Annotated in this window: 19 protein-coding genes and 2 rRNA genes; 12 read left to right on the forward strand and 9 right to left on the reverse strand. The window is 71.0% G+C overall.

What is annotated here, in order from left to right; genetic code table 11:
- Together ACGF8A_RS05515 and rrf are read left to right on the forward strand one after the other, a co-directional pair.
- Positions 1 to 74: ribosomal RNA gene (locus ACGF8A_RS05515) — 23S ribosomal RNA — on the forward strand; the annotation flags it as partial.
- An 85-nt stretch (positions 75 to 159) separates the two neighbouring features.
- Positions 160 to 276, forward strand: a 5S ribosomal RNA gene (gene rrf / locus ACGF8A_RS05520).
- 102 nt (positions 277 to 378) lie between these two features.
- Here the strand turns inward: rrf and ACGF8A_RS05525 are convergent.
- The 5 genes from ACGF8A_RS05525 to ACGF8A_RS05545 are packed head-to-tail and all read right to left on the reverse strand — an operon-like array spanning position 379 to position 6,037.
- A complete protein-coding gene (locus ACGF8A_RS05525; protein ID WP_393104524.1) occupies positions 379 to 1,689 on the reverse strand; it encodes a DUF58 domain-containing protein in 1,311 nt (436 codons plus the stop codon).
- Entirely contained in the window at positions 1,689 to 2,678 is a 990-nt protein-coding gene (locus tag ACGF8A_RS05530; protein WP_393105125.1) for an AAA family ATPase, read from the reverse strand. The genes ACGF8A_RS05525 and ACGF8A_RS05530 overlap by 1 nt, the downstream gene beginning before the upstream one ends.
- Entirely contained in the window at positions 2,678 to 3,868 is a 1,191-nt protein-coding gene (locus tag ACGF8A_RS05535) for a DUF4350 domain-containing protein (protein WP_393104526.1), read from the reverse strand. Before ACGF8A_RS05535 ends, ACGF8A_RS05530 begins: the two co-directional genes overlap by 1 nt.
- Positions 3,865 to 4,677, reverse strand: a complete 813-nt coding sequence (locus ACGF8A_RS05540) for a DUF4129 domain-containing protein (RefSeq protein WP_393104528.1) — start codon at positions 4,675 to 4,677, stop codon at positions 3,865 to 3,867. The genes ACGF8A_RS05535 and ACGF8A_RS05540 overlap by 4 nt, the downstream gene beginning before the upstream one ends.
- 4 nt (positions 4,678 to 4,681) lie before the next feature.
- The gene (locus ACGF8A_RS05545) at positions 4,682 to 6,037 is read right to left on the reverse strand and encodes a glycerophosphoryl diester phosphodiesterase membrane domain-containing protein (protein ID WP_393104530.1); all 1,356 of its coding nucleotides are present in this window, start codon (positions 6,035 to 6,037) and stop codon (positions 4,682 to 4,684) included.
- Positions 6,038 to 6,177: 140 nt separating this feature from the next.
- Here ACGF8A_RS05545 and mtnA point away from each other — a divergent pair, with 140 nt between their 5' ends.
- The 7 genes from mtnA (at position 6,178) to ACGF8A_RS05580 (ending at position 15,432) form a co-directional block, all read left to right on the forward strand.
- Complete coding sequence (gene mtnA / locus ACGF8A_RS05550) at positions 6,178 to 7,317, forward strand: S-methyl-5-thioribose-1-phosphate isomerase (protein ID WP_393104532.1); 1,140 nt, start codon at positions 6,178 to 6,180, stop codon at positions 7,315 to 7,317.
- Between the two features lie 246 nt (positions 7,318 to 7,563).
- The gene (gene mtrA / locus ACGF8A_RS05555) at positions 7,564 to 8,253 is read left to right on the forward strand and encodes a two-component system response regulator MtrA (RefSeq protein WP_187281934.1); all 690 of its coding nucleotides are present in this window, start codon (positions 7,564 to 7,566) and stop codon (positions 8,251 to 8,253) included.
- 1 nt (position 8,254) lies between these two features.
- Positions 8,255 to 10,324, forward strand: a complete 2,070-nt coding sequence (gene mtrB / locus ACGF8A_RS05560; RefSeq protein WP_393104535.1) for an MtrAB system histidine kinase MtrB — start codon at positions 8,255 to 8,257, stop codon at positions 10,322 to 10,324.
- On the forward strand, positions 10,314 to 12,152 hold the full coding sequence (locus ACGF8A_RS05565; RefSeq protein WP_393104537.1) for an LpqB family beta-propeller domain-containing protein: 1,839 nt from the start codon (positions 10,314 to 10,316) through the stop codon (positions 12,150 to 12,152). Before mtrB ends, ACGF8A_RS05565 begins: the two co-directional genes overlap by 11 nt.
- Positions 12,153 to 12,603: 451 nt before the next feature.
- Positions 12,604 to 13,473: a ComF family protein gene (locus tag ACGF8A_RS05570; RefSeq protein ID WP_393104539.1), complete on the forward strand. Its 870-nt coding sequence runs from the start codon at positions 12,604 to 12,606 to the stop codon at positions 13,471 to 13,473.
- A gap of 311 nt (positions 13,474 to 13,784) precedes the next feature.
- Positions 13,785 to 14,477, forward strand: coding sequence for a ribosome hibernation-promoting factor, HPF/YfiA family (gene hpf / locus ACGF8A_RS05575; RefSeq protein WP_393105127.1), 693 nt, complete (start codon positions 13,785 to 13,787; stop codon positions 14,475 to 14,477).
- 208 nt (positions 14,478 to 14,685) lie between these two features.
- Positions 14,686 to 15,432 (forward strand): response regulator, encoded by a 747-nt coding sequence (locus ACGF8A_RS05580; RefSeq protein WP_393104541.1) that lies wholly within the window; start codon positions 14,686 to 14,688, stop codon positions 15,430 to 15,432.
- Between the two features lie 45 nt (positions 15,433 to 15,477).
- Here ACGF8A_RS05580 and ACGF8A_RS05585 read toward each other — a convergent pair whose 3' ends face one another.
- Complete coding sequence (locus tag ACGF8A_RS05585; RefSeq protein WP_393104543.1) at positions 15,478 to 16,674, reverse strand: winged helix-turn-helix domain-containing protein; 1,197 nt, start codon at positions 16,672 to 16,674, stop codon at positions 15,478 to 15,480.
- Between the two features lie 74 nt (positions 16,675 to 16,748).
- Complete coding sequence (locus ACGF8A_RS05590; RefSeq protein WP_393104545.1) at positions 16,749 to 17,327, reverse strand: GNAT family N-acetyltransferase; 579 nt, start codon at positions 17,325 to 17,327, stop codon at positions 16,749 to 16,751.
- Positions 17,328 to 17,667: 340 nt separating this feature from the next.
- Here ACGF8A_RS05590 and secA point away from each other — a divergent pair, with 340 nt between their 5' ends.
- The gene (gene secA / locus ACGF8A_RS05595; protein WP_393104548.1) at positions 17,668 to 20,478 is read left to right on the forward strand and encodes a preprotein translocase subunit SecA; all 2,811 of its coding nucleotides are present in this window, start codon (positions 17,668 to 17,670) and stop codon (positions 20,476 to 20,478) included.
- A gap of 110 nt (positions 20,479 to 20,588) precedes the next feature.
- On the opposite strand, the gene ACGF8A_RS05600 is transcribed toward secA, so the two are convergent.
- Complete coding sequence (locus ACGF8A_RS05600) at positions 20,589 to 21,086, reverse strand: Rv3235 family protein (RefSeq protein WP_393104550.1); 498 nt, start codon at positions 21,084 to 21,086, stop codon at positions 20,589 to 20,591.
- A gap of 356 nt (positions 21,087 to 21,442) precedes the next feature.
- Between ACGF8A_RS05600 and ACGF8A_RS05605 the strand changes: the two genes are divergently transcribed.
- Both ACGF8A_RS05605 and ACGF8A_RS05610 read left to right on the forward strand, forming a co-directional pair.
- Positions 21,443 to 21,958 carry a DUF6912 family protein gene (locus ACGF8A_RS05605; RefSeq protein WP_393104552.1) on the forward strand — a complete coding sequence of 172 codons (516 nt, stop codon included), beginning with the start codon at positions 21,443 to 21,445 and terminating at the stop codon, positions 21,956 to 21,958.
- A 175-nt stretch (positions 21,959 to 22,133) separates the two neighbouring features.
- Positions 22,134 to 22,799: an HAD family hydrolase gene (locus tag ACGF8A_RS05610; RefSeq protein WP_393104554.1), complete on the forward strand. Its 666-nt coding sequence runs from the start codon at positions 22,134 to 22,136 to the stop codon at positions 22,797 to 22,799.
- A 117-nt stretch (positions 22,800 to 22,916) separates the two neighbouring features.
- On the opposite strand, the gene ACGF8A_RS05615 is transcribed toward ACGF8A_RS05610, so the two are convergent.
- Positions 22,917 to 23,483 carry a DJ-1/PfpI family protein gene (locus ACGF8A_RS05615; RefSeq protein ID WP_393104557.1) on the reverse strand — a complete coding sequence of 189 codons (567 nt, stop codon included), beginning with the start codon at positions 23,481 to 23,483 and terminating at the stop codon, positions 22,917 to 22,919.
- Positions 23,484 to 23,495 lie beyond the last annotated feature (12 nt).

The raw sequence follows: 23,495 nt of genomic DNA on the forward strand, positions 1-23,495 counted from the left end.
GGTTGATAGGCCGGATATGGAAGCACGGTAACGTGTGGAGTTGACCGGTACTAATAGGCCGAGGGCTTGTCCTCAGTTGCTCGCGTCCACTGTGTTGGTTCTGAAACCACGAACAATCGTCGTAGCCGTTGCTGCGGTTCCGGTTGTGTTTCATAGTGTTTCGGTGGTCATAGCGTGAGGGAAACGCCCGGTTACATTTCGAACCCGGAAGCTAAGCCTTACAGCGCCGATGGTACTGCAGGGGGGACCCTGTGGGAGAGTAGGACGCCGCCGAACAATTATTGAGGGAAACCCCGCATCTTCGGATGCGGGGTTTTCTGCGTTCAGGGGTTGGAAAGGGAAAGGCCTTCAGTGGCATCACCTGAAGGCTCCGGCAGATCAGAGGCGGCCCGTTGTCTTGAGCGCCAGATACGCGTCTGCCAGCGCCGGCGCCAATTCGTCCGGCGTAGCGTCCACCACCGTAACGCCGTGTCGGCGCAGTTGTTCGGCGGTGCGGTGGCGTTCGGACTGGGCCTGAGCCGCGGCTGCGGCGTCGTACACCGCCTCCGCGTCTCCGCGGGAGGTTGCCATGCCGGCGATGTGCGGGTCAGCCACCGAGGCCACCAGGACGGAGTGGCGTTGCGTGAGCTGGGGGAGGACCGGGAGCAGGCCCTCTTCCACCGGGGCCGCGTCGAGGCTCGTGAGCAGGACGATCAGGGAGCGGCGCGGAGCCGTTCGGAGCGCTGTGGCAGCGAGTCCGCGGGCATCCGTCTCGATGAGTTCCGGTTCGAGAGTCGCCATTGCGTTCACCAGGGCGGGCAGTACGTCGCCCGCTGTGCGGCCCTGGACCGACGTGCGTACTCGGCGGTCGTAGGCGATGAGATCGACGCGGTCGCCGGCGCGGGAGGCCAGGGCGGCCAGGAGCAGGGCGGCGTCCATGGAGGCGTCGAGGCGGGGTACGTCCCCCACACGGCCGGCGGAGGTGCGGCCGGTGTCGAGCACCAGCAGGATGTGACGGTCGCGTTCGGGGCGCCAGGTCCGCACGGCGACCGTGGTCTGGCGGGCTGTGGCGCGCCAGTCGATCGAGCGGATGTCGTCGCCGGGGACGTACTCGCGCAGGCTGTCGAATTCGGTGCCCTCGCCTCGCTGCAGCACGCTAGTGCGCCCGTCGAGTTCGCGGAGGCGGGCGAGTTTCGAGGGGAGGTGCCTGCGGCTGGTGAAGGGGGGCAGGACGCGTACCGTCCAGGGCACCTTGTGGGTGCCTTGGCGGGTGAGGAGGCCCAGTGGGCCGTATGAGCGAATCGACACGCGGTCGGCTTGACGGTCGCCGCGGCGGGTGGGGCGCAGACGGGTGGTGAGGCGGCGGCGTTCGCCGGCGGGGACCGTCAGGCGGTGACGGGAGGCCATGACCTCGGTGCCCGGCTGCCAGGCGCTGGGGGGCCACGCGTCGCGCAGCTGGGCGCGGAGGGTGCGACGGGAGGGGTTGGTGACGGTGAGCGTGACGTCCGCTGTTTCGCCCAGACGTGCGGAGGTGTCGCCGGAACGGGTCAGGCCCAGGTGCCGCACGGGCGCCGCGAGGGCGTAGTCGCAGGCGCAGGCGAGGGCCAGGGGACCGTTGACGGCCAGGATTCCTGTCCAGCTGGGCTCCCACAGTCCTACGGGGAGTGCTCCGAGGGCCGCGAGGAGTGCGGCGCGTCCGGTGAGTGCCATCAGCGGGGGACGGAGACGTGGGTGAGGACGGCGTTGATGACGGAGTCGGCCGTCACGCCCTCCATTTCGGCCTCCGGGCGGAGCTGGACCCGGTGGCGGAGGGTTGGCAGGGCCAGGGCCTTGACGTCGTCGGGAGTGACGTAGTCGCGGCCGGTGAGCCATGCCCAGGCTCGGGAGGTGGCGAGCAGGGCGGTGGCGCCGCGCGGGGACACGCCCAGGGTGAGGGACGGCGATTCGCGGGTGGCCCGGCAGATGTCGACGACGTAGGCAGTGATCTCGGGGGAGACCGTGGTCTCGGCGACGGCCGTGCGGGCGGCCTCCAGGACGGCGGCGCCCGCTACGGGGCGTACGCCGGCGGCGCGCAGGTCGCGGGGATTGAACCCTTCGGCGTGGCGGGTGAGGACGTTGATCTCGTCCTCGCGGGAGGGGAGAGGGATGGTGAGCTTGAGGAGGAAACGGTCCAGCTGGGCTTCGGGGAGGGGGTAGGTGCCTTCGTACTCGACCGGGTTCTGGGTCGCGGCGACCAGGAACGGCTCCGGGAGCGGGCGGGGGGTGCCGTCCACCGTGACCTGGCGTTCCTCCATTGCTTCCAGGAGGGACGACTGGGTCTTCGGGGGCGTGCGGTTGATCTCGTCCGCGAGGAGGAGGTTCGTGAAGACCGGGCCGGGCTGGAAGGAGAACTCGGCGGTGCGGGCGTCGTAGACCAGGGAGCCGGTGACGTCGCTCGGCATGAGGTCGGGGGTGAACTGGACGCGCTTGGTGTCGAGCTCGAGTGCGGAGGCGAGGGCGCGGACGAGCAGCGTCTTGGCGACTCCGGGGACTCCTTCGAGGAGGACGTGTCCGCGGCAGAGCAGGGCGACGACGAGGCCGGTCACGGCGGGATCCTGGCCGACCACGGCCTTGGCGATCTCGGCGCGCAGGGCCTCCAGGGCGGCTCGGGCGGTGCCCGGGTCCCCGGTCTGCCCGGCGTTGTCAGTGGTCGGGTCCATCATGGACGGCGTACCTCTCTTTCGAGGGCGTCGAGTTGGTCGGCGAGGGAGATGAGGGCTGCGTCGTCGCCTGGCGGCGGGCCGAAGAGGAGAGGTCGCAGGGACTGTCCGTCGCCGTGGAGGTGGGCGGACAGCGCGGGGAGCAGGGCTTCGGGCGCGTGTGCCTGGGCGACGGGGACGCCTACGAGGGGGGCGAGGCGGGTGCGGGTGGTGGAGCGAAGAGCGGCGGCCGCGCGGTCGCGGGCGTTGGCCTTGCGGTAGAGGCGTGCACGTCCTTCGACGGTTTCGGAGGCGCGGATCGCCACGGGGAGCTCTTCGGGCACGAGGGGGCCCAGTCGGCGTGCCCTCCACAGGGCGGCGAGGGCTGCGGCGACGAAGAGCTGCAGGGTGCCCCAGAGCCAGCCCGAGGGGAGCAGGTCGAGGAAGCTGCGTTCCTCGTCCGGGGCGGAGGTGTCGGCCAGCGAGGGGAGGTACCAGACCAGATGGGGGCGGGAGCCGAGCAGTTGGAGGGCGAGCGAGGCGTTGCCCTGCTCGCCAAGGCGGTCGTTGAAGAGGATGTCGGGTGCGCCGAGGACGACGGTGTCGCCGCCTCCGGGAGCCTCGGGAAGGCGGATCAGGCTGGCCAGGCGCTGGCTCGGGTAGCACTCGTCGGCTTCCGGGTGCAGGGCGGTGTAGCGCAGGCCGCCCATGTCGGCGGCGCCGGCGCGGCGGGCGGGGAGGAAGTCGCAGTCCGGTTCGAGCGTGGACCGGAGGCTGGTTGCGGGGGCCGCGGTGACGCCGGGGGCGAGCTGCTCGACGGAGGCGCTGCCGGCGGCGACGAGGATGGTGCGGCCGCCGGATTCGGCCATCGTGGAGCGCAACTGCGTCTTCTGAGGTCCCGTCAGCAGGTCGGGGACGGCGACCAGGAGTGTGGTGTCGGGGGCGGCTGCGGCGCGCGCTGCCGCCAGGGTGGTGACCACGCGGGTGGACACGCCGCGGTCGGCGAGCAGCTCGGCGACGGCGCGGCTGCCTTCGGGAGTGGTGGAGCGCGGGTCGAGGCTGCCGCGGTGCGCGTCGGAGCGGACCAGGGCGATCAGGACGGCCCCGGCCAGGAGGAGGACGAGGGCGAGCGCGATGCCTCGCGTGCGGGTCCACACCTGGCGGGGGGTGGGCGAGGCCGAGGTGGTGGGGAGCGTGGCCTCCGTGGTCATCCGGCGGCTCCCTGGCGGCTGATGTGGTCCGCGCTGTGGGCGCTGCTGGTGAGCTGTGGTTTGGCGCGTTCCAGGTCGTGGTCGAGTTCGGCGATGCGGCGGTACGACGGCTCGGCGGCGGCGCGTCCGCCGTACGTGATGTCGTCGAAGTCCCGGGCGGCGGCGCGCAGTCGGTCCGCGTGGGAGGGAAGGGTGCGGCCGGCTTCGGCTGCGGCCTCGTCGGCGGTGCGGCCGGGGCGGACGTCGAGGAGCGCGCGTTCTTCCAGCGAGCGGACGATGGCGCGCATGCGTTCCTGGAGGGCTTGGCTCCAGTGGCCCTGGGCTGCGTGGGCCTCGGCGGCCGCGCGGTGTTCGGCGGCGCTGCGGGGGCGGTCGTCGAACAGGGCGGCGGCGGAGGTGGGGCGGCGTCGCGGGGTGCCCAGGCGCCACCACAGGGCGCCCAGGACCGCGAGGACGGCGATGATGACGACCAGGAGGCCGAGCGTGCCGCCGGGGGTCGCGTCGGACGCGAGGCGGAGCAGCTTGCCGAGCCACTCCCAGAAGGTGTCGAGGAGGCGCTGGAAGAGGCCGGGGTCGTCCTCGTGGTACATGCGCTTGGACAGCTCGCGGCGGGCCGCCTCCCTCGCCGGGTCGCGGGGGATCGTCAGCGGCGGCTCGTCGTCGGAGCCGGGCAGCGACAGCACGGAGGTGCCGCCGGTGCGGTGCGGCGGTCGTGCGGTGAGGTCGCCGGCGCGCGACCAGGCGCGTACGACGGTTTCGTGGGCGCGCGGCAGTGGCACGGCTGTGAGGACTCCCCCGGCCAGGCTCACCGCATCAGCTCCCGGGCGAGGGGTTGGAGGTGCCGGGACCGCAGCCCTGGACGCCGGCGGCGCGGGCCAGGTCGAGGTCGAGGGCCTCGCGGCGGATGCGCTGGTCGACGTAGAGGAGCACGGTGACACCGGCCGAGATGGGGAACGTGATCATGGATCCGATCACGGAGCCGACACCGCTGATGATCAGGAAGGTCCAGCCGAAGTCGCCGGTGCCGTTGAGGAATCCGCTGATGCCGTCCCCGCCGAAGGCCGCGGCGAGGAAGGTGAAGGGGATGACGACGATCGCCGCGACGATGTTCGCGATGATCGTGGCGAGCAGCTGGATACCGAAGACGCGCCACCAGGAGCCGCGGACGAGTTTGGCGGAGCGGCTCATCGACTTGCGGATGCCCTGCTTCTCCAGCATCAGCGCCGGGGAGGCCAGGGAGAATCGGACCATCAGCCACAGGGCGACGACGGCGGTGCACAGGCTGCCCAGGACGATGAGTGCGGCGCCGGCGGCGCCACCGCCCGCCAGGGTCACCAGGATGCCGGGCACGGCGCCCGCGAAGGCGACGCCCAGGGCGATCAGGAGCAGCAGGAAGATCAGGCCGAACAGCTTCAGCACGCGCGGACGGGCGTCGTGCCAGGCCTCACCGGTGGTGACGGACTTGCCGAGGACGGCGCGGCTGGTGACGGTGGTGAGCAGCGCGGTCGCCACGACGGTGCCGATCAGCGAGATCAGGAAGAGGACCCCGGAGCTGAGCAGTGCGTTGCCGAGGGCGCGGGTGAGTTCGTCAAGGGTGGCGTCGGGGTCTTCGAGGGCGTCGGTGCCGGCCTGCTGCTCCAGGACGAGGCCCTGGAGCAGGATGACGACGACCTCCGTGGCGATCGCGACGGTGAGGGCGATGCCGAGCACGGTGCGCCAGTAGGTGCGCATCGTGGAGACGGCACCGTCGAGGATCTCGCCGACGCCGAGCGGGCGGAGCGGGATCACGCCGGGCTTGGCCGCGGGCGGCGGGCCGCCCCACTGGCCGCCCCAACCGCCGCCGGGGCCTTGCCAGTTGCCGTATCCGCCGCCGTGGCCGCCGGGGGGCTGGTTGCCGCCCCAGCCCGGGCCGGGCGGTGGGGGCGGGGGAGCCTGGCCGGGGGGCGGCGAGCCGGTGGGGGCGGACCACTGGGCGGGTGGCGGCTGCTCCTTGGACCATTTCGCACCGGAGTCAGGCGTTTGGAGGCCTGGCTGGTCCTCGGGCTGCGACGGCTGCGAGGGCTGCGCGGTGCGGGGCCGGTCGGCCGGCTCGGCAGGGCCGGACGTGCCGGGCTCCTGCCCGTCGGACGGGGCGGATCCGGGCGAGGCCCAGCCCGGAGTGTCGTTCATCGTGGCTCCTTCACGGTGCCCGACCGCTGTCGCGGCGGCAGGTTGGCAGACATCGTGCCATGGGGCGTTCACCCAGGGACCGGCCGAGGTATGGGTGGCACACCTTCAATTGTCCGTCGTGGAGCGGGCAGACTGACCGCATGGCTGATCAGTACGCGCAATCCGGCGAGGACAAGTCCACCGGTAGTCCGGCGATCCGCTGGGACGAACCCCCCGAGGGACCTGTCGTGGTCCTGCTCGATCAGACGCGGTTGCCCGCAGAGGAGGTCGAACTGGTCTGTACGGACGCCCCCGCCCTGGTGGAGGCGATCAATTCGCTCGCCGTGCGGGGAGCGCCGCTGCTCGGCATCGCGGGCGCGTACGGCGTCGCGCTCGCCGCCGCGCGCGGCTTCGACGTGGAGGAGGCCGCGGTCGCGCTGGCCGGCGCCCGGCCCACCGCGGTGAACCTCTCCGCGGGGGTACGCCGGGCACGGGCCGCGTACGACGCCGCGCTCGCCCGCGGGGCCGGCACCGAGCAGGCCGCCGCGGCCGCGCTGGCGGCTGCCCGGCAGCTGCACCGGGAGGACGCCGAGGCCAGTGCGCGGATGGCCGAGCACGGGCTGGCACTGCTGGACGAGCTGCTCCCGGGCGGTGGGCACCGCATTCTCACCCACTGCAACAGCGGGTCGCTGGTGTCGGGCGGGGAGGGCACGGCGTTCGCCGTGGCGCTCGCCGCTCATCGGGTGGGACGGCTGCGGCGGCTGTGGGTGGACGAGACGCGCCCTCTGTTGCAGGGGGCCCGGCTCACGGCGTACGAGGCGGCCCGCAGCGGCATGGCGTACACGCTGCTCACGGACAGCGCGGCGGGTTCGCTGTTCGCGGCGGGGGAGGTGGACGCGGTGCTGATCGGGGCGGACCGCATCGCGGCCGACGGCTCGGTGGCGAACAAGGTGGGGAGCTATCCGCTCGCCGTTCTGGCGCGCTATCACCATGTGCCGTTCATCGTGGTGGCTCCGGTGACGACGGTGGACCCGGAGACCCCGGACGGGGCGTCCATCGAGGTCGAGCAGCGGCCGGGGTACGAGGTGACGGAGGTCGCGGCACCCAATGTGCCGGTGACGGGCGCGGGCGGTGGCGTGCCGGTGGCGCCCCTGGGGACGCAGGCGTACAACCCGGCGTTCGACGTGACGCCGCCGGAGCTGATCACGGCGATTGTGACGGAGGAGGGTGTGGTGTCGCCTGTGACTGCTGAGGCGCTGGAGGAGATGTGTGAGAGGTCGCGGGGCGCGGCCGTCGGTTGAGGGGATGGGGGATGGGTGGGCGATGGTGGCCTGTCGGATCTCGGACGGCGAGGTCTGCGTGGTCCCGGGCGATGCGGTCGGCTTGATCTCGCCCGGGCTGCGGGCTCGGCCCCCTCGTTCCGGCGCTCCGGGGCCGGAGGGGCCGGTGACATCTGACCGAGGGCAGACAGTAGTGACCCCGTACGACTATCGTCACAGGCCAGTGAGCCTGCTCACCTGCGCCTCCTTCACCGTTATGAGAATGGGATGATGTCGTTTATGAAGGGACGAGTCCTTGTCGTCGACGACGACACCGCACTGGCCGAGATGCTCGGCATTGTGCTGCGTGGTGAAGGTTTTGAGCCGTCTTTCGTAGCCGACGGCGACAAGGCGCTGGCCGCGTTCCGGGAGGCCAAACCCGACCTGGTGCTGCTCGATCTGATGCTGCCCGGACGGGACGGCATCGAGGTCTGCAGGCTGATCCGGGCGGAGTCCGGAGTGCCGATCGTGATGCTCACCGCGAAGAGCGACACGGTCGACGTCGTCGTGGGGCTCGAGTCCGGAGCCGACGACTACATCGTCAAGCCGTTCAAGCCGAAGGAGCTCGTGGCCCGGATCCGGGCACGGCTTCGCCGGTCGGAGGAGCCCGCGCCCGAGCAGCTCGCCATCGGTGACCTGGTCATCGATGTGGCGGGGCACTCGGTGAAGCGCGAGGGGCAGTCGATCGCGCTGACGCCGCTGGAGTTCGACCTGCTGGTCGCGCTGGCCCGCAAGCCGTGGCAGGTGTTCACCCGCGAGGTGCTCCTGGAGCAGGTGTGGGGTTACCGGCACGCGGCGGACACGCGCCTGGTCAACGTCCATGTGCAGCGGCTGCGCTCCAAGGTCGAGAAGGATCCGGAGCGGCCGGAGATCGTGGTGACCGTCCGCGGCGTCGGTTACAAGGCCGGGCCGAGCTGACATGTCCAGGGACAGTGCCGCTTCGGCGCCCGGCAGGTCCGGGGCCCGCGCGGGGCGGCCTGTCGGCCGGAAGGCGGCGGGCTCCCGCTGGGGACGGTTTCTGGAGAGCGGGCTGCTCCAGGGCGGAGTCCAGGGCAGCCCCGTCCTTCGACTGTTCATACGCTGGGTGCGGCGTCCGCTGCTGCCCGTCATGCGGCTTTGGCGGCGCAACATCCAGCTCAAGGTCGTGGTCACGACCCTGCTGATGTCGCTGGGTGTCGTGCTGCTGCTCGGCTTCGTCGTGATCGGCCAGGTGCGCAACGGACTGCTGGACGCCAAGGTGAAGGCGTCGCAGAGCCAGGCCACGGGCGGGTTCGCGGTGGCCAAGCAGCGGGCCGACGAGGCCGCGAGCGGCACCGGCGAGGACCCGTCCACGGTGGACGGGTCCTCGCAGAACGTCATCCAGTGGATGAGCGACCTCGTCTCCTCGCTCTCCAGCGGTGGTCAGGGCGCGTTCGACGTGGTGACGCTGCCCGCGGGCGACAACAGCGGCAGTGGGCGCGGTCCGCGTGCCTCCGGCGGCGTCGACCCCAACACGAGCGTGCCGGAGGACCTGCGCGAGAGGGTCGACAGCAGTACGACGGCCGCGCAGAGCTACACCCGCATCGTCTACAGCGGCGACAAGGGCTCCCAGCCCGCACTGGTCATCGGCAAGGAGGTCAACGACCCCAACGGTGACCCCTACCAGCTGTACTACCTCTTCCCGCTCACGCAGGAGGAGAAGTCGCTGAGCCTGGTCAAGGGCACCCTCGCGACGGCCGGCCTCTTCGTCGTCGTACTCCTCGGGGCCATCGCCTGGCTGGTGGTGCGGCAGGTCGTGACGCCGGTGCGGATGGCGGCCGGAATCGCCGAGCGGCTGTCCGCCGGGCGGCTGCAGGAGCGGATGAAGGTCACCGGCGAGGACGACATCGCGCGGCTCGGCGAGGCCTTCAACAAGATGGCGCAGAACCTTCAGCTGAAGATCCAGCAGCTGGAGGACCTGTCGCGGATGCAGCGGCGGTTCGTGTCCGACGTGTCGCACGAACTGCGGACGCCGCTGACGACCGTCCGGATGGCCGCCGACGTCATCCATGAGGCGCGTGAGGACTTCGACCCGGTGACCGCGCGCTCGGCGGAGCTGCTCGCCGACCAGCTCGACCGGTTCGAGTCACTGCTGGCGGATCTGCTGGAGATCAGCCGCTTCGACGCGGGTGCGGCGGCGCTGGAGGCCGAGCCGATAGATCTCAGGGAGGTCGTCCGGCGGGTGGTCAGCGGGGCCGAGCCGCTCGCCGAGCGCAAGGGCACGCACATACGCGTGGTGGGTGATCAGCAGCCCGTCGTCGCCGAGGCCGACGCCCGGCGGTTGGAACGGGTGCTGCGCAATCTCGTCGTCAACGCGGTGGAGCACGGCGAGGGCAAGGACGTCGTCGTCAAGCTCGCCGCGGCGGGCGGGGCGGTCGCGGTCGCGGTGCGTGACTACGGTGTCGGGCTCAAGCCCGGTGAGGCGACCCGTGTCTTCAGCCGTTTCTGGCGCGCGGACCCGGCACGCGCGCGTACCACCGGCGGTACCGGCCTGGGGTTGTCCATCGCTCTGGAGGACGCCCGCCTGCACGGGGGCTGGCTGCAGGCGTGGGGTGAGCCTGGGGGCGGCTCGCAGTTCCGGCTGACGTTGCCGCGCACCGCGGACGAGCCGCTCAGAGGCTCGCCCATACCGCTGGAGCCCAAGGACTCCCGGCGAAACCGGGGCCTCGACGATGCCGGGCTGCCGCGCGGCGGGGAGAAGACCGCCACCGTGCCGGCCCAGCCCACGGGCAGCGGCCAGATGACCGCGCGCGACCCGATCGCAGCCCGGCTCGCCGCCGTGGCCCCGACGGCTGATCCGACGGCGCTGCCCGGCAGCGGCGCGCGCGTCGTGCCCCGGCCCTCGGGAGGGGCGCGGGGGCCGGGCGAACAGCCGGTCGTGGAGACGGCACGCAGTACGGCCCCGACCGGTGGCGTGGACGTCGGTCCGGAGGAGTTGAACGATCAAGGGGAGGCATTTCGTGGGCGCTGACCGCGAGGGGGCCTCCCGGCGCACGCCGGGACGCGCGGTGGCGTACGTCGCGTGCGGCGCCGTACTGCTGACGGGGTGCGCCTCGATGCCCGACGGCGGGGATCTGAGGGGGGTGGAGTCGACTCCGCGCCAGGAGACGCAGGTGCGGGTCTTCCCGATGCCGCCGCGCGAGGACGCGACGCCCTCGGAGATCGTGCAGGGTTTTCTGGAGGCGCTGACCAGCGATGATCCGCACTATGCGACGGCGAAGCAGTACCTGACGGCGGCGGCCGCCAAGACGTGGCAGCCCGAGCTGTCCACCACGGTGCTCGCGGGCGGGCCGGACACCGAGGCGAACTCCGCGGGAACCCGGGACGACGGGGTCGACTTCTCGTTCAGGCTGACCGGCGCCAAGGTCGCCCTGGTGGACGCGCAGCAGTCGTACACGCCGACCGAGGGCTCCTACAGCAGGCCGGTGCACCTCACGCGGGACAAGAAGAGCGGGCAGTGGCGCATCGACGGGCTCCCGCAGGGCGTCGTCATGGGCCAGTCGGACTTCCAGCGCAACTACATGTCCGTCAACAAGTACTACTTCTCCTCGGACGCGGCGGTGGGCGCGGCCTCCCAGCCCGCGGCGGTCGCCGACCCCGTCTACGTGCGCCGGCGCGTGGACCCCATGACGCAGGTCGTGCGCTCCCTGCTCAACGGACCGACGACCTGGCTGGGTCCGGTCGTCAGATCGAGTTTTCCCACCGGTACGACGTTGCGTAAGGGCGTCGGCGCGCTGACGCCCGACGACCAGAACCGGCTGACCGTGCCGCTCAACGACAAGGCGGCCCGGGTCGGGCCTGCCAAGTGCAACGAGATGGCCGCCCAGTTGCTGTTCACGCTGCAGAACCTCACACCCGCGGTGGACGAGATCGAGCTGCAGGCGGGTGACACACAGTTGTGCGTGCTCAACGAGGACGGGGCCGCCACCGTCGCCGCGCGCGGGTCCGCCGGGCGCACCGATTATCTGTACTTCGTCGATGCCGAGCACCGGCTCGTCCGGATCCCGGCCGGCAGCCGGAGCGCCAGTGCCGAACCGGTACCGGGAGAGCTGGGCGAGGGCGTGCGGGCACTGCGCTCGGCGGCGGTGTCGCGCGAGGAGGACACCGCGGCCGGTGTCGCCCTGGACGGCAAGGCGCTGTACGTCGGTTCGCTCGCGTCGGGTGGTTCGCTCGGGGAGCCGCTGGTGCGCAGTACGGGCCGGACCGAGAAGGACCGGTTGACCACGCCCAGTTGGGACGCGCGAGGCGATCTGTGGGTGGCCGACCGCAACCCGGACGACTCGCGGCTGCTCGTGTTCCCGGAGGGCAAGGGGGAGCCGGTGGAGGTGGAGGTGCCGCGGCTGGACGGGCGGATCCAGTCCGTGCGGGTCGCGGCGGACGGCGTCCGGATCGCGCTGGTCGTGGAGAAGGACGGCAAGCAGTCCTTGCAGGTCGGGCGCATCGAGCGGGGCGACAGGGACCAGGTGACCGGCGCGACGGGGACCTCGGTTCTGGAACTGCGCGCCGCCGCGCCGCAGTTGGAGGAGGTCACCACGATGTCCTGGGCCGGTGACGGCCGGCTCGTGGTGGTCGGGCGCGAGGAGGGGGGCGTGCAGCAGATGCGGTTCGTCCAGGTCGACGGCTCCATGCCGGAGGTGCCGGCGCCCGACGCGCTGACCGGCGTGAAGGAGATCGCCGCCTCGGAGGACGCCGGGTTGCCGCTGGTGGCGTACTCGGTGGACGGGATCGTGCGGCTGCCGGACGGGGCGCAGTGGCAGACGGTCGTGAAGGACGGGTCTGCGCCGGTCTATCCGGGGTGAGTGAGGGCAGGGCCCTCGGCCTCGTGGAGCGGTGAGGGACGGGGTTCACCGTGGGCTGGGGGACGGCTGTTCGCCGCGTGCCGCCTGAGGCTGGGGGTGTTTGCCGCGTGCCGCCGCGTGGCGAAAATGTGGGCTTGCGGCACGGCTGTTCGCCGCCGGCCCTACGCCGTACGGCAACCGCTGTGACCTCGCGGTCCAGGCAGACGGCCCTCGACCGGCGCTCCCCTGCGGCCGACCGCTCCTGAGCCCCCGACGGGCAACTGCCGCCTCTCTGTGGGCCGCTGCTGTCCGGACGGTCGCTTCGGACGGCCGCTTCGGACGGGCCGCATTCGCCCGGCGTAAGTCTTGGCGGGGAGGCCGTTTCTGCTTGTCATGGGCCTGCATGGAGTTGTCCACAGGCGGTTGTCCACAGGGGTGGTGAGGCCGGGGCGGCGTGGGCACAGTAGTGGGCATGCGGGGGTGGTGGCAGGACCTCACCGACCTGGTGCTGCCGGCCGAGTGCGGGGGCTGCGGCAGGCCTCGCACGGTGCTCTGCGCGGAGTGCCGTGCCGCCCTGGGCGGGGCCGTGCCAAGCCGGGTTCGCCCCGTGCCGGAGCCGCCGGGGCTGCCGTCCGTACACGCGGCGGCACCGTACGCGGACGCGGTGCGGGCCGCGCTCCTGGCCCACAAGGAGCGGGGCGCGCTGCCACTCGCCCGGCCGCTGGGCGCGGCTCTCGCCGGGGCCGTGCGCGCGGCGTTGCCGGGGGCGCTCGACAGGGCGGCGCTGCTCGTTCCGGTGCCGTCCGGGCGCGGTACCGTGCGGGCGCGGGGGCATGATCCGGCCCGGCGGATCGCTCTCGCGGCGGCGGCCGAGCTGCGCAGCACCGGGACGCCCGTGCGCGTGCTAGCCGTACTGCGGCAGCGGCGGCCGGTCGCCGACCAGGCGGGGCTCGACGGCCAGCAGCGCCTGGAGAACCTCGCCGGGGCGCTGTCGGTGGCCGCCGGTGGCGCCGGGCTGCTGCGGGAGGGACGGGTGGTGGTGGTGGACGACGTGATGACGACGGGCGCCTCACTGTCCGAGGCCGCTCGGGCCGTCCGGGTGGCGTTGGCGGGGGAAACGGCAGGTGACAGGGGTGCGGCATCGGCGACGCGTGCGGATGTGGCGATGGCCGTGTACGGGGGAGTGATCGGGGAAAGGAGTGGAGAACGGATGACGGGATCAATGGAAGGGAGCACGGACCGTGAGGGGGCCGTGCAGGGAAAGACGAAGAGCGTCCAGGAAACGATCTGCGCCGCGGTGGTCGCTGCGCCGCCGGATTCTTTCGAAATAAGCCGGAACTGACTGCGAAGTTGCATCGTTGCAGGTAGTGAGAGGGTCAATTCACCGGAATGGAGGTACGCGGCAGTAGAGGGTGACGGCATCCGTCCGGGCGAGATATGTTCGGTTGTGAGGGAAAGGCCGCAGGCCACACCTCGGTTATCCGAATGCCGTGCCACGGGTTTTCCGCAATCACCCGGGCCGGCCGGGTGGAGATCTGCCATGGGGGAGGAGGTGGACGTCACCGAGTCCGCGGTCCCGGGGCTCACCGGGACCTGGTGCACAAGGGAGATGCTCCGCCAGTGAAGCGGAGCGATCCGGGAACGGAGTTCTGCGTGGACATCGTCGTCAAGGGCCGCAAGACCGAGGTGCCCGAGCGGTTCCGAAAGCACGTGGCCGAGAAGCTGAAGCTGGACAAGATCCAGAAGCTCGACGGCAAGGTGATCAGCCTCGACGTCGAGGTGTCCAAGGAGCCCAACCCCCGACAGGCCGACCGCTGTGACCGGGTGGAGATCACTCTTCGCTCCCGCGGTCCGGTGATCCGGGCGGAGGCGGCGGCCAGCGACCCGTACGCGGCACTCGACCTCGCCGCGGAGAAGCTGGACGCCCGGCTGCGCAGGCAGCACGACAAGCGTCACACGCGCCGGGGCGTACGCCGGCTGACGGCGGCCGAGGTCGCGGATCACGTTCCGGGCGCGGCGACGCTCAACGGCAACGGCAGCGCCTTCGAGGCGGACGAGCCGGACTCGGTGCCCACCAAGAAGATCGGCTCGCTGGAAGTACAGGGCGACGGCCCCCTCGTGGTCCGCGAGAAGACTCACGTCGCAGCACCCATGACCCTCGACCAGGCGCTCTACGAGATGGAACTGGTCGGGCACGACTTCTATCTGTTCGTCGACTCCGAGACGAAGGAACCCAGTGTCGTCTACCGGCGGCACGCATACGACTACGGCGTGATCCACCTCAGCACGGACACCATGGTCACCCAGACGCCCTCTCCCGACGCGGGAGGTCCGCTGGGCGGCTGACCTGATCCGGACGACAGCTGATCCGGGTGCCCCTGGAGCGCGCGTGTGCGCTCCCAGGGGCACCTGTGTGCGACCACTTGACCCACCGCTTCGTCACCGGAGTGTCGTCCGGGCATGGAATCATGGCCGCAACGGCCCAACCGGTGGACCGTTGCCTTGGGTTGGCGATGGCACAGGATCCAGGCCACAGCCTTCAGGGGGAGGAACGATGGCGCACAGCTTCGGACCGATGCAGGACGAGGACGCCGACGACGGCGTCGTCGGCATGGGCCCGGACGAGGGCTCCTCACGCCAAGAACCGATTCGTGTCCTGGTGGTGGACGACCACGCCCTCTTCCGTCGTGGCCTGGAGATCGTGCTCGCGGCCGAGGAGGACATCCAGGTCGTGGGTGAGGCGGGCGACGGGGCCGAGGCCGTGGAGAAGGCCGCCGATCTGCTGCCCGACATCATCCTGATGGACGTGCGGATGCCGAAGCGGGGCGGGATCGAAGCCTGCACCTCCATCAAGGAGGTGGCCCCCAGCGCCAAGATCATCATGCTGACGATCAGCGACGAGGAAGCGGACCTCTACGACGCCATCAAGGCCGGCGCGACCGGATATCTCCTCAAGGAGATCTCCACGGACGAGGTGGCCACGGCGATTCGCGCGGTGGCCGACGGGCAGTCGCAGATCAGTCCGTCCATGGCGTCGAAGCTGCTCACCGAGTTCAAGTCGATGATCCAGCGCACGGACGAACGGCGCCTGGTGCCCGCGCCGCGGCTGACCGACCGTGAGCTGGAGGTGCTCAAGCTTGTCGCCACGGGGATGAACAACCGGGACATCGCCAAGGAGTTGTTCATCTCCGAGAACACCGTGAAGAACCACGTACGCAACATCCTGGAGAAGCTGCAACTGCACTCCAGGATGGAGGCGGTGGTCTACGCGATGCGGGAGAAGATCCTCGAGATCCGCTGACCCGCTGACCCGTATACGTGTACGCGCGCTTACGCGCTGAGCGGTTCAGGCCAGTGCGCGGGTGAGTTCCATGGCGAGGGGCTCGCGCAGGCCGGGCGCGTCGACGCGTTCGACGCGCACGTTCGTGCAGTCCACCCAGCCGGCCGCCTCGATCAGTGCCTGCGCCACCGCCGGGACCGCCTTCGGGCCGTCCAGGGTGACCTGCCTGGCCACGAGCGTGCGGCCCTCGCGGGCCGGATCGACGCGGCCCACGAGGCGGCCACCGGCGAGGACGGGCATCGCGAAATAGCCGTGCACCCGCTTCGGCTTGGGGACGTAGGCCTCCAGACGGTGGGTGAAGCCGAAGAGGCGCTCGGTGCGGGCCCGCTCCCAGATCAAGGAGTCGAAAGGGGAGAGCAGTGTGGTGCGGTGACGGCCGCGCGGGGGCGTCTGAAGGGCTGCCGGGTCCGCCCAGGCCGGCTTGCCCCAGCCCTCGACGGTGACCGGGACGAGGCCCGAGTCGGCGATCACCGAGTCGACCTGCTCGCCCTTGAGGCGGTGGTAGTCGGCGATGTCGGCGCGCGTGCCGACGCCGAGCGACTGGCCGGCCAGCCGGACCAGGCGGCGCAGGCACTCGGTGTCGTCGAGTTCGTCGTGCAGCAGGTCCTCGGGAACCGCGCGCTCGGCGAGGTCGTAGACGCGCTTCCAGCCGCGGCGCTCCACACAGACCACCTCGCCGTACATCAGGGCGCGTTCGACGGCGACCTTCGTGCCCGACCAGTCCCACCACTCGCTGGTGTGCTTGGCGCCGCCCAGTTCCGTGGCGGTGAGCGGGCCCTCGGCGCGGAGCTGCTTGATGACCTGGTCGTAGGCGCCGTCGGGGAGTTCGTGGTTCCAGTGAGGGCGGCCGCGGTAGGCGCGGCGGCGGAAGGCGAAGTGGGGCCACTCCTCGATGGGGAGGATGCACGCGGCGTGCGACCAGTACTCGAAGGCGTGGGGCTGTGCCGGAGCCGGGCCTGAGGCCGCGGGCTTCCAGTAGGCGTCCTCCACGGTCCTGCGGCCGACCGCGCCCAGACGTGCGTACGGGACGAGCTCGTGGGAGCGGGCGAGGACCGAGATGGTGTCGAGCTGGACCGCGCCCAGGTGGCGGAGTATGCCGCGGACGCCGGCCTTGCGGTCGGGCGTGCCGAGGAAGCCCTGGGCGCGAAGGGCGATGCGGCGGGCTTCGGCTGCGGAGAGTTCCGCGGGGCGCGGGGTCGTCATGTCTTCGAACGATAGGGGGTGGCACTGACAGTCCGGGCTGAGCTGGGGATTTGTGGCGGGAGCGCCGGGTGGGCTCAGGTGGACGGCGCCCGGGCCGGCAGGTACGGCGCCGTCGAAGGCAGTCCGAGGTCCGAGGGCAGCAGGGAGCCCACCCAGCAGTCGCGGCGTACACCGTTGTTGTTCAGGGCCGCTCTCAGGGTGCCCTCCAGCGTGAAGCCGGCGCCCTCGGCCACCGCGCGGGAGGCGGTGTTGCCCACCTCGGCGCGCCATTCCAGGCGGTCGATGCACTGGTGGTGGAACGCCCAGCGGGCGGCCGCGCGGGTGGCCTCCGTCATGTAGCCGTTGCCGCGATGGCGCGGGGTCGTCCAGAAGCCGATCTCGCCGACGCCGAGGGAGCGCATGCTGATGCCGAGCATGCCGGTCAGTTCCCTGCCGGGCAGGAAGAGGCCGAAGGTGAACATCGAGCCGTTCGCCCAGCCCTCGGGGACGTCGTGCTCGGTGAAGTTCCGGGCGTGCTCGGGGAGGTACGGCGTGGGGATCGTCGTCCAGCGCTGGATGTCGGGGTCCTGGCACGCGGCGTACACGGCGTCGGTGTCGTCCGGACCGACGGCGCGCAGCCGGAGGCGGGCGGTGGGAATCGTGACGGGCTCCATCGGCCGATTCTGCTCGTGGGAGCGGGCGGAACGCCAAGGCTTTCGCCCTTCGTGAGCGTGCGATCACGATTCGCACAATTCGTCGGTCTGCCGCGGCACCATCCGGGACCCCCGTCCGTTGTCCCGGATGAAGGCAGATTCGAAGCGGGATCCGAAGACAGACCGAAGGCATCTTTTCGTAGGAGTCCGACGGCGGACTCGCCACCGATGCGCGACGGCGGACCGTCTTGGTCCGGCAGGCCTCCCGGCGTGGGCGGGTCCTCGCATACGATGGCCGTTGCTCAGTACGTAGAAGGAAAACCGACCGTCCCAGGCCCGACCGGCAAGGAGACCAACCCCCGTGTCCGTCCTCTCGAAGATCATGCGTGCAGGCGAAGGCAAGATCCTGCGCAAGCTGCACCGCATCGCGGACCAGGTCAACTCCATCGAAGAGGACTTCGTCGACCTCTCCGACGCCGAGCTGCGGGCCCTCACCGATGAGTACAAGCAGCGGTACGCCGATGGTGAGAGCCTGGACGACCTGCTGCCCGAAGCGTTCGCCACGGTGCGTGAGGCCGCCAAGCGCGTCCTCGGCCAGCGGCACTACGACGTGCAGATCATGGGCGGTGCCGCCCTGCACCTCGGTTATGTCGCCGAGATGAAGACCGGTGAGGGCAAGACCCTGGTGGGCACGCTCCCCGCCTATCTGAACGCGCTGTCCGGCGACGGCGTCCACCTGATCACGGTCAACGACTACCTGGCCGAGCGCGACTCCGAGATGATGGGGCGCGTCCACAAGTTCCTGGGTCTGTCCGTCGGCTGCATCCTGGCCAACATGACGCCGGCCCAGCGCCGCGAGCAGTACGGCTGCGACATCACCTACGGCACGAACAACGAGTTCGGCTTCGACTACCTGCGCGACAACATGGCGTGGTCGAAGGAGGAGCTCGTTCAGCGCGGCCACAACTTCGCCATCGTCGACGAGGTCGACTCCATCCTCATCGACGAGGCCCGGACGCCGCTGATCATCTCCGGCCCGGCCGACCAGGCCACCAAGTGGTACGGCGACTTCGCCAAGCTCGTCGTGCGCCTCAAGCGCGGTGAGGCCGGCCAGCCGCTCAAGGGCATCGAGGAGACCGGCGACTACGACGTCGACGAGAAGAAGCGCACGGTCGCCATCCACGAGGCCGGTGTCTCCAAGGTCGAGGACTGGCTGGGCATCGACAACCTCTACGAGTCGGTGAACACGCCGCTGGTGGGCTACCTGAACAACGCCATCAAGGCGAAGGAGCTCTTCAAGAAGGACAAGGACTACGTCGTCATCGACGGCGAAGTCATGATCGTCGACGAGCACACCGGCCGTATCCTCGCCGGCCGCCGTTACAACGAGGGCATGCACCAGGCGATCGAGGCGAAGGAAGGGGTGCCGATCAAGGACGAGAACCAGACGCTCGCCACGATCACCCTCCAGAACTTCTTCCGCCTCTACGGCAAGCTCTCCGGCATGACCGGTACGGCGATGACCGAGGCCGCCGAGTTCCACCAGATCTACAAGCTCGGCGTGGTCCCGATCCCGACCAACAGGCCGATGGTCCGCAAGGACCAGTCGGACCTGATCTACCGCACCGAGGTCGCCAAGTTCGACGCGGTCGTCGACGACATCGCCGAGAAGCACGAGAAGGGGCAGCCGATCCTGGTCGGCACCACCTCGGTCGAGAAGTCCGAGTACCTCTCGCAGCAGCTCAGCAAGCGCGGCATCCAGCACGAAGTGCTCAACGCCAAGCAGCACGACCGGGAGGCGCAGATCGTCGCCCAGGCCGGCCGCAAGGGCGCCGTGACCGTGGCGACCAACATGGCCGGCCGTGGTACGGACATCAAGCTCGGTGGCAACCCCGACGACCTCGCCGAGGCCGAGCTTCGCCAGCGCGGTCTCGACCCCGAGGAGCACATCGAGGAGTGGGCCGCCGCGCTGCCCGCCGCGCTGGAGCGGGCGGAGAAGGCGGTGCGGACCGAGTTCGAGGAGGTCAAGGACCTCGGCGGGCTGTACGTGCTGGGCACCGAGCGGCACGAGTCCCGCCGTATCGACAACCAGTTGCGCGGTCGTTCCGGCCGTCAGGGCGACCCGGGCGAGTCCCGCTTCTACCTGTCCCTCGGTGACGACCTGATGCGGCTGTTCAAGGCGCAGATGGTCGAGCGCGTGATGTCGATGGCGAACGTCCCGGACGACGTGCCGATCGAGAACAAGATGGTCACGCGCGCGATCGCGTCCGCCCAGTCGCAGGTCGAGCAGCAGAACTTCGAGACCCGTAAGAACGTCCTGAAGTACGACGAGGTCCTCAACCGGCAGCGCGAGGTCATCTACGGCGAGCGGCGCCGCGTCCTGGAGGGCGAGGACCTGCACGAGCAGGTCCAGCACTTCATGGACGACACGATCGACGCCTACATCGCCGCGGAGACCGCCGAGGGCTTCGCCGAGGAGTGGGACCTGGACCGGCTGTGGGGCGCCTTCAAGCAGCTCTACCCGGTGAAGATCACCATCGAGGAGCTGGAGGAGGCGGCCGGCGACCGCGCCGGACTCACCGCCGACTTCATCTCGGAGTCCATCAAGGACGACATCCACGAGCAGTACGAGGCGCGGGAGACGCAGCTCGGCTCCGAGATCATGCGTGAGCTGGAGCGCCGGGTCGTGCTGTCGGTCCTCGACCGCAAGTGGCGCGAGCACCTCTACGAGATGGACTACCTCCAGGAGGGCATCGGCCTGCGCGCCATGGCGCAGAAGGACCCGCTGGTCGAGTACCAGCGCGAGGGCTTCGACATGTTCACCGCCATGATGGAGGGCATCAAGGAGGAGTCCGTCGGCTACCTGTTCAACCTGGAGGTCCAGGTCGAGCAGCAGGTCGAGGAGGTCCCCGTCGAGGACGCCAAGCCGACCCTGGAGAAGCAGGACGCGGTGCCCGCGCAGGCCGGGCCCCGCCCCGAGATCCGCGCCAAGGGCCTGGAGGCCCCGCAGCGACGGAACCTGCACTTCACCGCGCCGACCGTGGACGGCGAGGGCGGCACCATCGAGGGTGACTTCAGCGAGGACGGTGAGCCCGTGCGCTCGGAGGCCGACGGCCTGACGCGCGCGGAGCGCCGCAAGCAGGCCAAGGCCGGGCGGCGCCGGAAGAAGTGACGGCGCGCGGGGCCTCGTAGCCTTCGTGGTCTCGCAGTCGGGAGAAGGGCCGGAGCATCCGGGAGGGGTGCCCGGCCCTTCGGCATGGGCGGAGCTGTCAGGCAGGCGGCCTAGTCCTGGCGTGAGGGCCGGGTGCGGGCGCCGCCGAGTTCCACAGCCGTGCAGCGCCAGCGGTGGTCGCGGCCCAGTTCCAGTCGGAAGGCCATGGCGCGCAGGCGGTCGCCGGTGGCGATGCGGACGAAGGCCTCGATGGCGCCGGGGCGGGGCTCGCAGTAGCCGATGTCGCGGATGACGGGCCGCAGGCCGCGGGCGCGCAAGGGGCCGTGTTCGGCGAGGTGGGCCAGTTCGTCGTAGGCGGGGCCCACGGTGTGGCGGAGCATGGCGTGGACGGGGCGCCGGCCGCTGAGGACGAGCAGCAGGCGGTCGGCGAAGAGGTCGGTGGGGCGGGGTTGCGGGACGGCCGGATGCCGCGTGGGGGAGGGCGCGGTGCGGGTCGGGCCGGCGGCCGGGGAGCGGGGTGGGCTGCCACCCGGACGGCGTGTGTCGCGCCGGATGGGGGGACGGGAGGCGGGGTGGCGCTGGACGGTCCTGGTCATGACCTTGTTCATGGGGATCCCTGTTCGGTCGGCCCGGCGGAACTGTTCGTACCAGGCGGTAACTTTTCTGTCGAGGATCTTGTACGGCGCTGGTTCGAGGGGCGGCAAGCCGGTGGGGGCGGGGCCTCGGAGGCCCGGGAGCTTCACTTATCCGGGTGATGAAAGGGGGCGGAAGCCCGTCGGTACGGGGGTGGGCCGGGTGAATTTCCGGCGCGGGGTGGACGCCCTCCGAGGTGCGGGAAGGGACTCGAAAGGGGACCCCGCACGTATCCTGAAGGCCCTTTACGCGGGCTTGCGGAGCCTCTCCGCCTCTTCGAGACGCCCCTCCGCCTCCTTGAGACGCCCCTTCGAACAGAAAGCGGCCAGCCATGCGCGTCTACGTCCCCCTGACCCTCCCCGGTCTCGCCGAGGCGTACAAGGCGGGCGAGGTGGGGGCCGGGCCGCTCGTCGCGTACGCCGTCACGCCCGCGCTGCGCGAGTGGTACCTCTCCGAGGACGTGGAGGAGCTGGAGTACGCGGCGCTGGGCCGGGCGTCGCTGGCCTCGCTGCGATTGCTCGCGCGGGACCCGGGCGCGCCGCGACGGCGGGTCGTGGTCGCCGTCGACGTGCCCGACGGGCAGGTGAGCGGCGGTGCAGGGCGGATGCCCGGTCCGGGGACGCCGGGTGAGGTGCGGGTCGCCGGGGCCGTGGCGCTGGCCAAGGTCGCGTCGGTGCACGTCGACTCGGCCGACGCGGAGCAGGACGTGGCCGCGGCGGCAGGGGCGTTGCAGGCGGCGGACGGCGGGGACGACGACGCTCAGTTCGTCGTGGACGGGGCCGAGGACCACGAACTGCTGTGGTACGCGACGCAGGAGATCCCGAATCTGGTGGGGCCGGGGGACTGAGGAGCCGTACGCCGCACGCTCACGCTCACCGGCCGGCCCCGCCGCCCCTTGCCGGGGGTGTCCGTCCTGCCGGCGCGGGCCTGTGGATCTCCCTCCCCTGCCGAACATCCCCCTCTCGCCGCCCCTGACCTGCGGATCTCCCGATTGTCAGTGGGGGCGGGTAACGTTTTCGGGCATGGGGATGCAGGGAGCTTCGCACATTGTGTGGGACTGGAACGGCACGCTGTTCCACGACAATGACGCGATCATCGGGGCGACGAACGCGGCGTTCGCCGAGCTGGGGCTGGAACCGATCACGATGGAGCAGTACCGGTCGCTTTACTGCGTGCCGGTTCCGAAGTTCTACGAGCGCCTGATAGGGCGCCTGCCGAACGACGCCGAGTGGCTGGTGATGGACGAGACCTTCCACCGGTACTACGCCGAGCACCGGGTGCGGTGCGCGCTCACCGAGGGAGCCGAGCGACTGCTCGTGGAGTGGGTGGCGGGCGGTCGCAGCCAGTCGATCCTGAGCATGTACGGGCACGAGGAACTCGTGCCGTTGGTCCGGGGGTTCGGTATCGAGGCCCACTTCGTACGGGTCGACGGACGGACCGGTCCGTCCGGGGGCAGCAAGGCCGAGCACATGGTGCGGCATCTGGCCGCGCTGGCGGGAGTGGACCCATCCCGCACCGTCGTGATCGGGGACGCCGCGGACGACGCGGTGGCGGCGCTGCATGTGGGGGCGAAGGCCGTGCTCTACACCGGGGGCTCCCATGGCCGGGCCAGCCTTGAGGGGGCGGGGGTGCCGGTGGTGGATTCGCTGGTGGAGGCCGTCGCGCTGGCACAGGAGATAGCCGCCTAGCCGGGCAGGCGACGGCAGCCGGAGCGAGGACGGACGGAGCGGTACGGCGTCCGGCGTGGCGCCGCCCGCTCCGACGGCGCGGAGTCCCCGACGGCGGGGTACCCGGCGGCCCCCGCGTCAGGTCACCGGCGCCTTGGCGCGGAGCACCGTGAGGAACTCGCGCATCCAGGCCGGGTGGTCCGGCCACGCACGGGACGACACGAGCGTGCCGTCGACGACGGCCTCGGCGTCCTGGAAGGTGGCGCCCGCCGCCTGCATGTCGAGTTCCAGCGCGGGGTACGCGGTGACGCGTCGGCCGCGGAGACTGTCGACCGCGGCGGTGAGGAGGGGGCCGTGGCAGATCTGCGCCACGGGCTTGTCGGCGTCGAAGAAGGACTTGAGGATCTTGCGGAGTTCGGGGTCGTTGCGGAGGTACTCCGGGGCGCGGCCGCCGGGGATGACCACGGCGGCGTACTGGCCGGGGTCGACCTCGGAGAAGGCGAGATCGGCGTCCCAGGTGTAGCCGGGCTTCTCGGTGTAGGTGTCGAAGCCGGGTGCGAAGTCGTGGACGACGAACTGGAGCTTCTTGCGGGTGGGGGCGGCGATGTGGACCTCGTAGCCTTCTTCGCGGAGGCGCTGATAGGGGTAGAGGACTTCGAGGGACTCTGCAGCGTCGCCCGTGAGGATGAGGATCTTGGCGGTCATGGGGGTTGCTCC

Source organism: Streptomyces sp. NPDC047706 (assembly GCF_043204795.1).
GTDB lineage: Bacteria > Actinomycetota > Actinomycetes > Streptomycetales > Streptomycetaceae > Streptomyces.

Coding starts and splice junctions, on each gene's coding strand:
- ACGF8A_RS05525 (WP_393104524.1), bottom strand. CDS start 1,689: ATGGCACTCACCGGACGCGCCGCACTCCTCGCGGCCCTCGGAGCACTC.
- ACGF8A_RS05530 (WP_393105125.1), bottom strand. CDS start 2,678: ATGGACCCGACCACTGACAACGCCGGGCAGACCGGGGACCCGGGCACC.
- ACGF8A_RS05535 (WP_393104526.1), bottom strand. CDS start 3,868: ATGACCACGGAGGCCACGCTCCCCACCACCTCGGCCTCGCCCACCCCC.
- ACGF8A_RS05545 (WP_393104530.1), bottom strand. CDS start 6,037: ATGAACGACACTCCGGGCTGGGCCTCGCCCGGATCCGCCCCGTCCGAC.
- mtnA (WP_393104532.1), top strand. CDS start 6,178: ATGGCTGATCAGTACGCGCAATCCGGCGAGGACAAGTCCACCGGTAGT.
- mtrA (WP_187281934.1), top strand. CDS start 7,564: ATGATGTCGTTTATGAAGGGACGAGTCCTTGTCGTCGACGACGACACC.
- mtrB (WP_393104535.1), top strand. CDS start 8,255: ATGTCCAGGGACAGTGCCGCTTCGGCGCCCGGCAGGTCCGGGGCCCGC.
- ACGF8A_RS05570 (WP_393104539.1), top strand. CDS start 12,604: ATGCGGGGGTGGTGGCAGGACCTCACCGACCTGGTGCTGCCGGCCGAG.
- ACGF8A_RS05580 (WP_393104541.1), top strand. CDS start 14,686: ATGGCGCACAGCTTCGGACCGATGCAGGACGAGGACGCCGACGACGGC.
- ACGF8A_RS05585 (WP_393104543.1), bottom strand. CDS start 16,674: ATGACGACCCCGCGCCCCGCGGAACTCTCCGCAGCCGAAGCCCGCCGC.
- ACGF8A_RS05590 (WP_393104545.1), bottom strand. CDS start 17,327: ATGGAGCCCGTCACGATTCCCACCGCCCGCCTCCGGCTGCGCGCCGTC.
- ACGF8A_RS05600 (WP_393104550.1), bottom strand. CDS start 21,086: ATGAACAAGGTCATGACCAGGACCGTCCAGCGCCACCCCGCCTCCCGT.
- ACGF8A_RS05605 (WP_393104552.1), top strand. CDS start 21,443: ATGCGCGTCTACGTCCCCCTGACCCTCCCCGGTCTCGCCGAGGCGTAC.
- ACGF8A_RS05610 (WP_393104554.1), top strand. CDS start 22,134: ATGGGGATGCAGGGAGCTTCGCACATTGTGTGGGACTGGAACGGCACG.
- ACGF8A_RS05615 (WP_393104557.1), bottom strand. CDS start 23,483: ATGACCGCCAAGATCCTCATCCTCACGGGCGACGCTGCAGAGTCCCTC.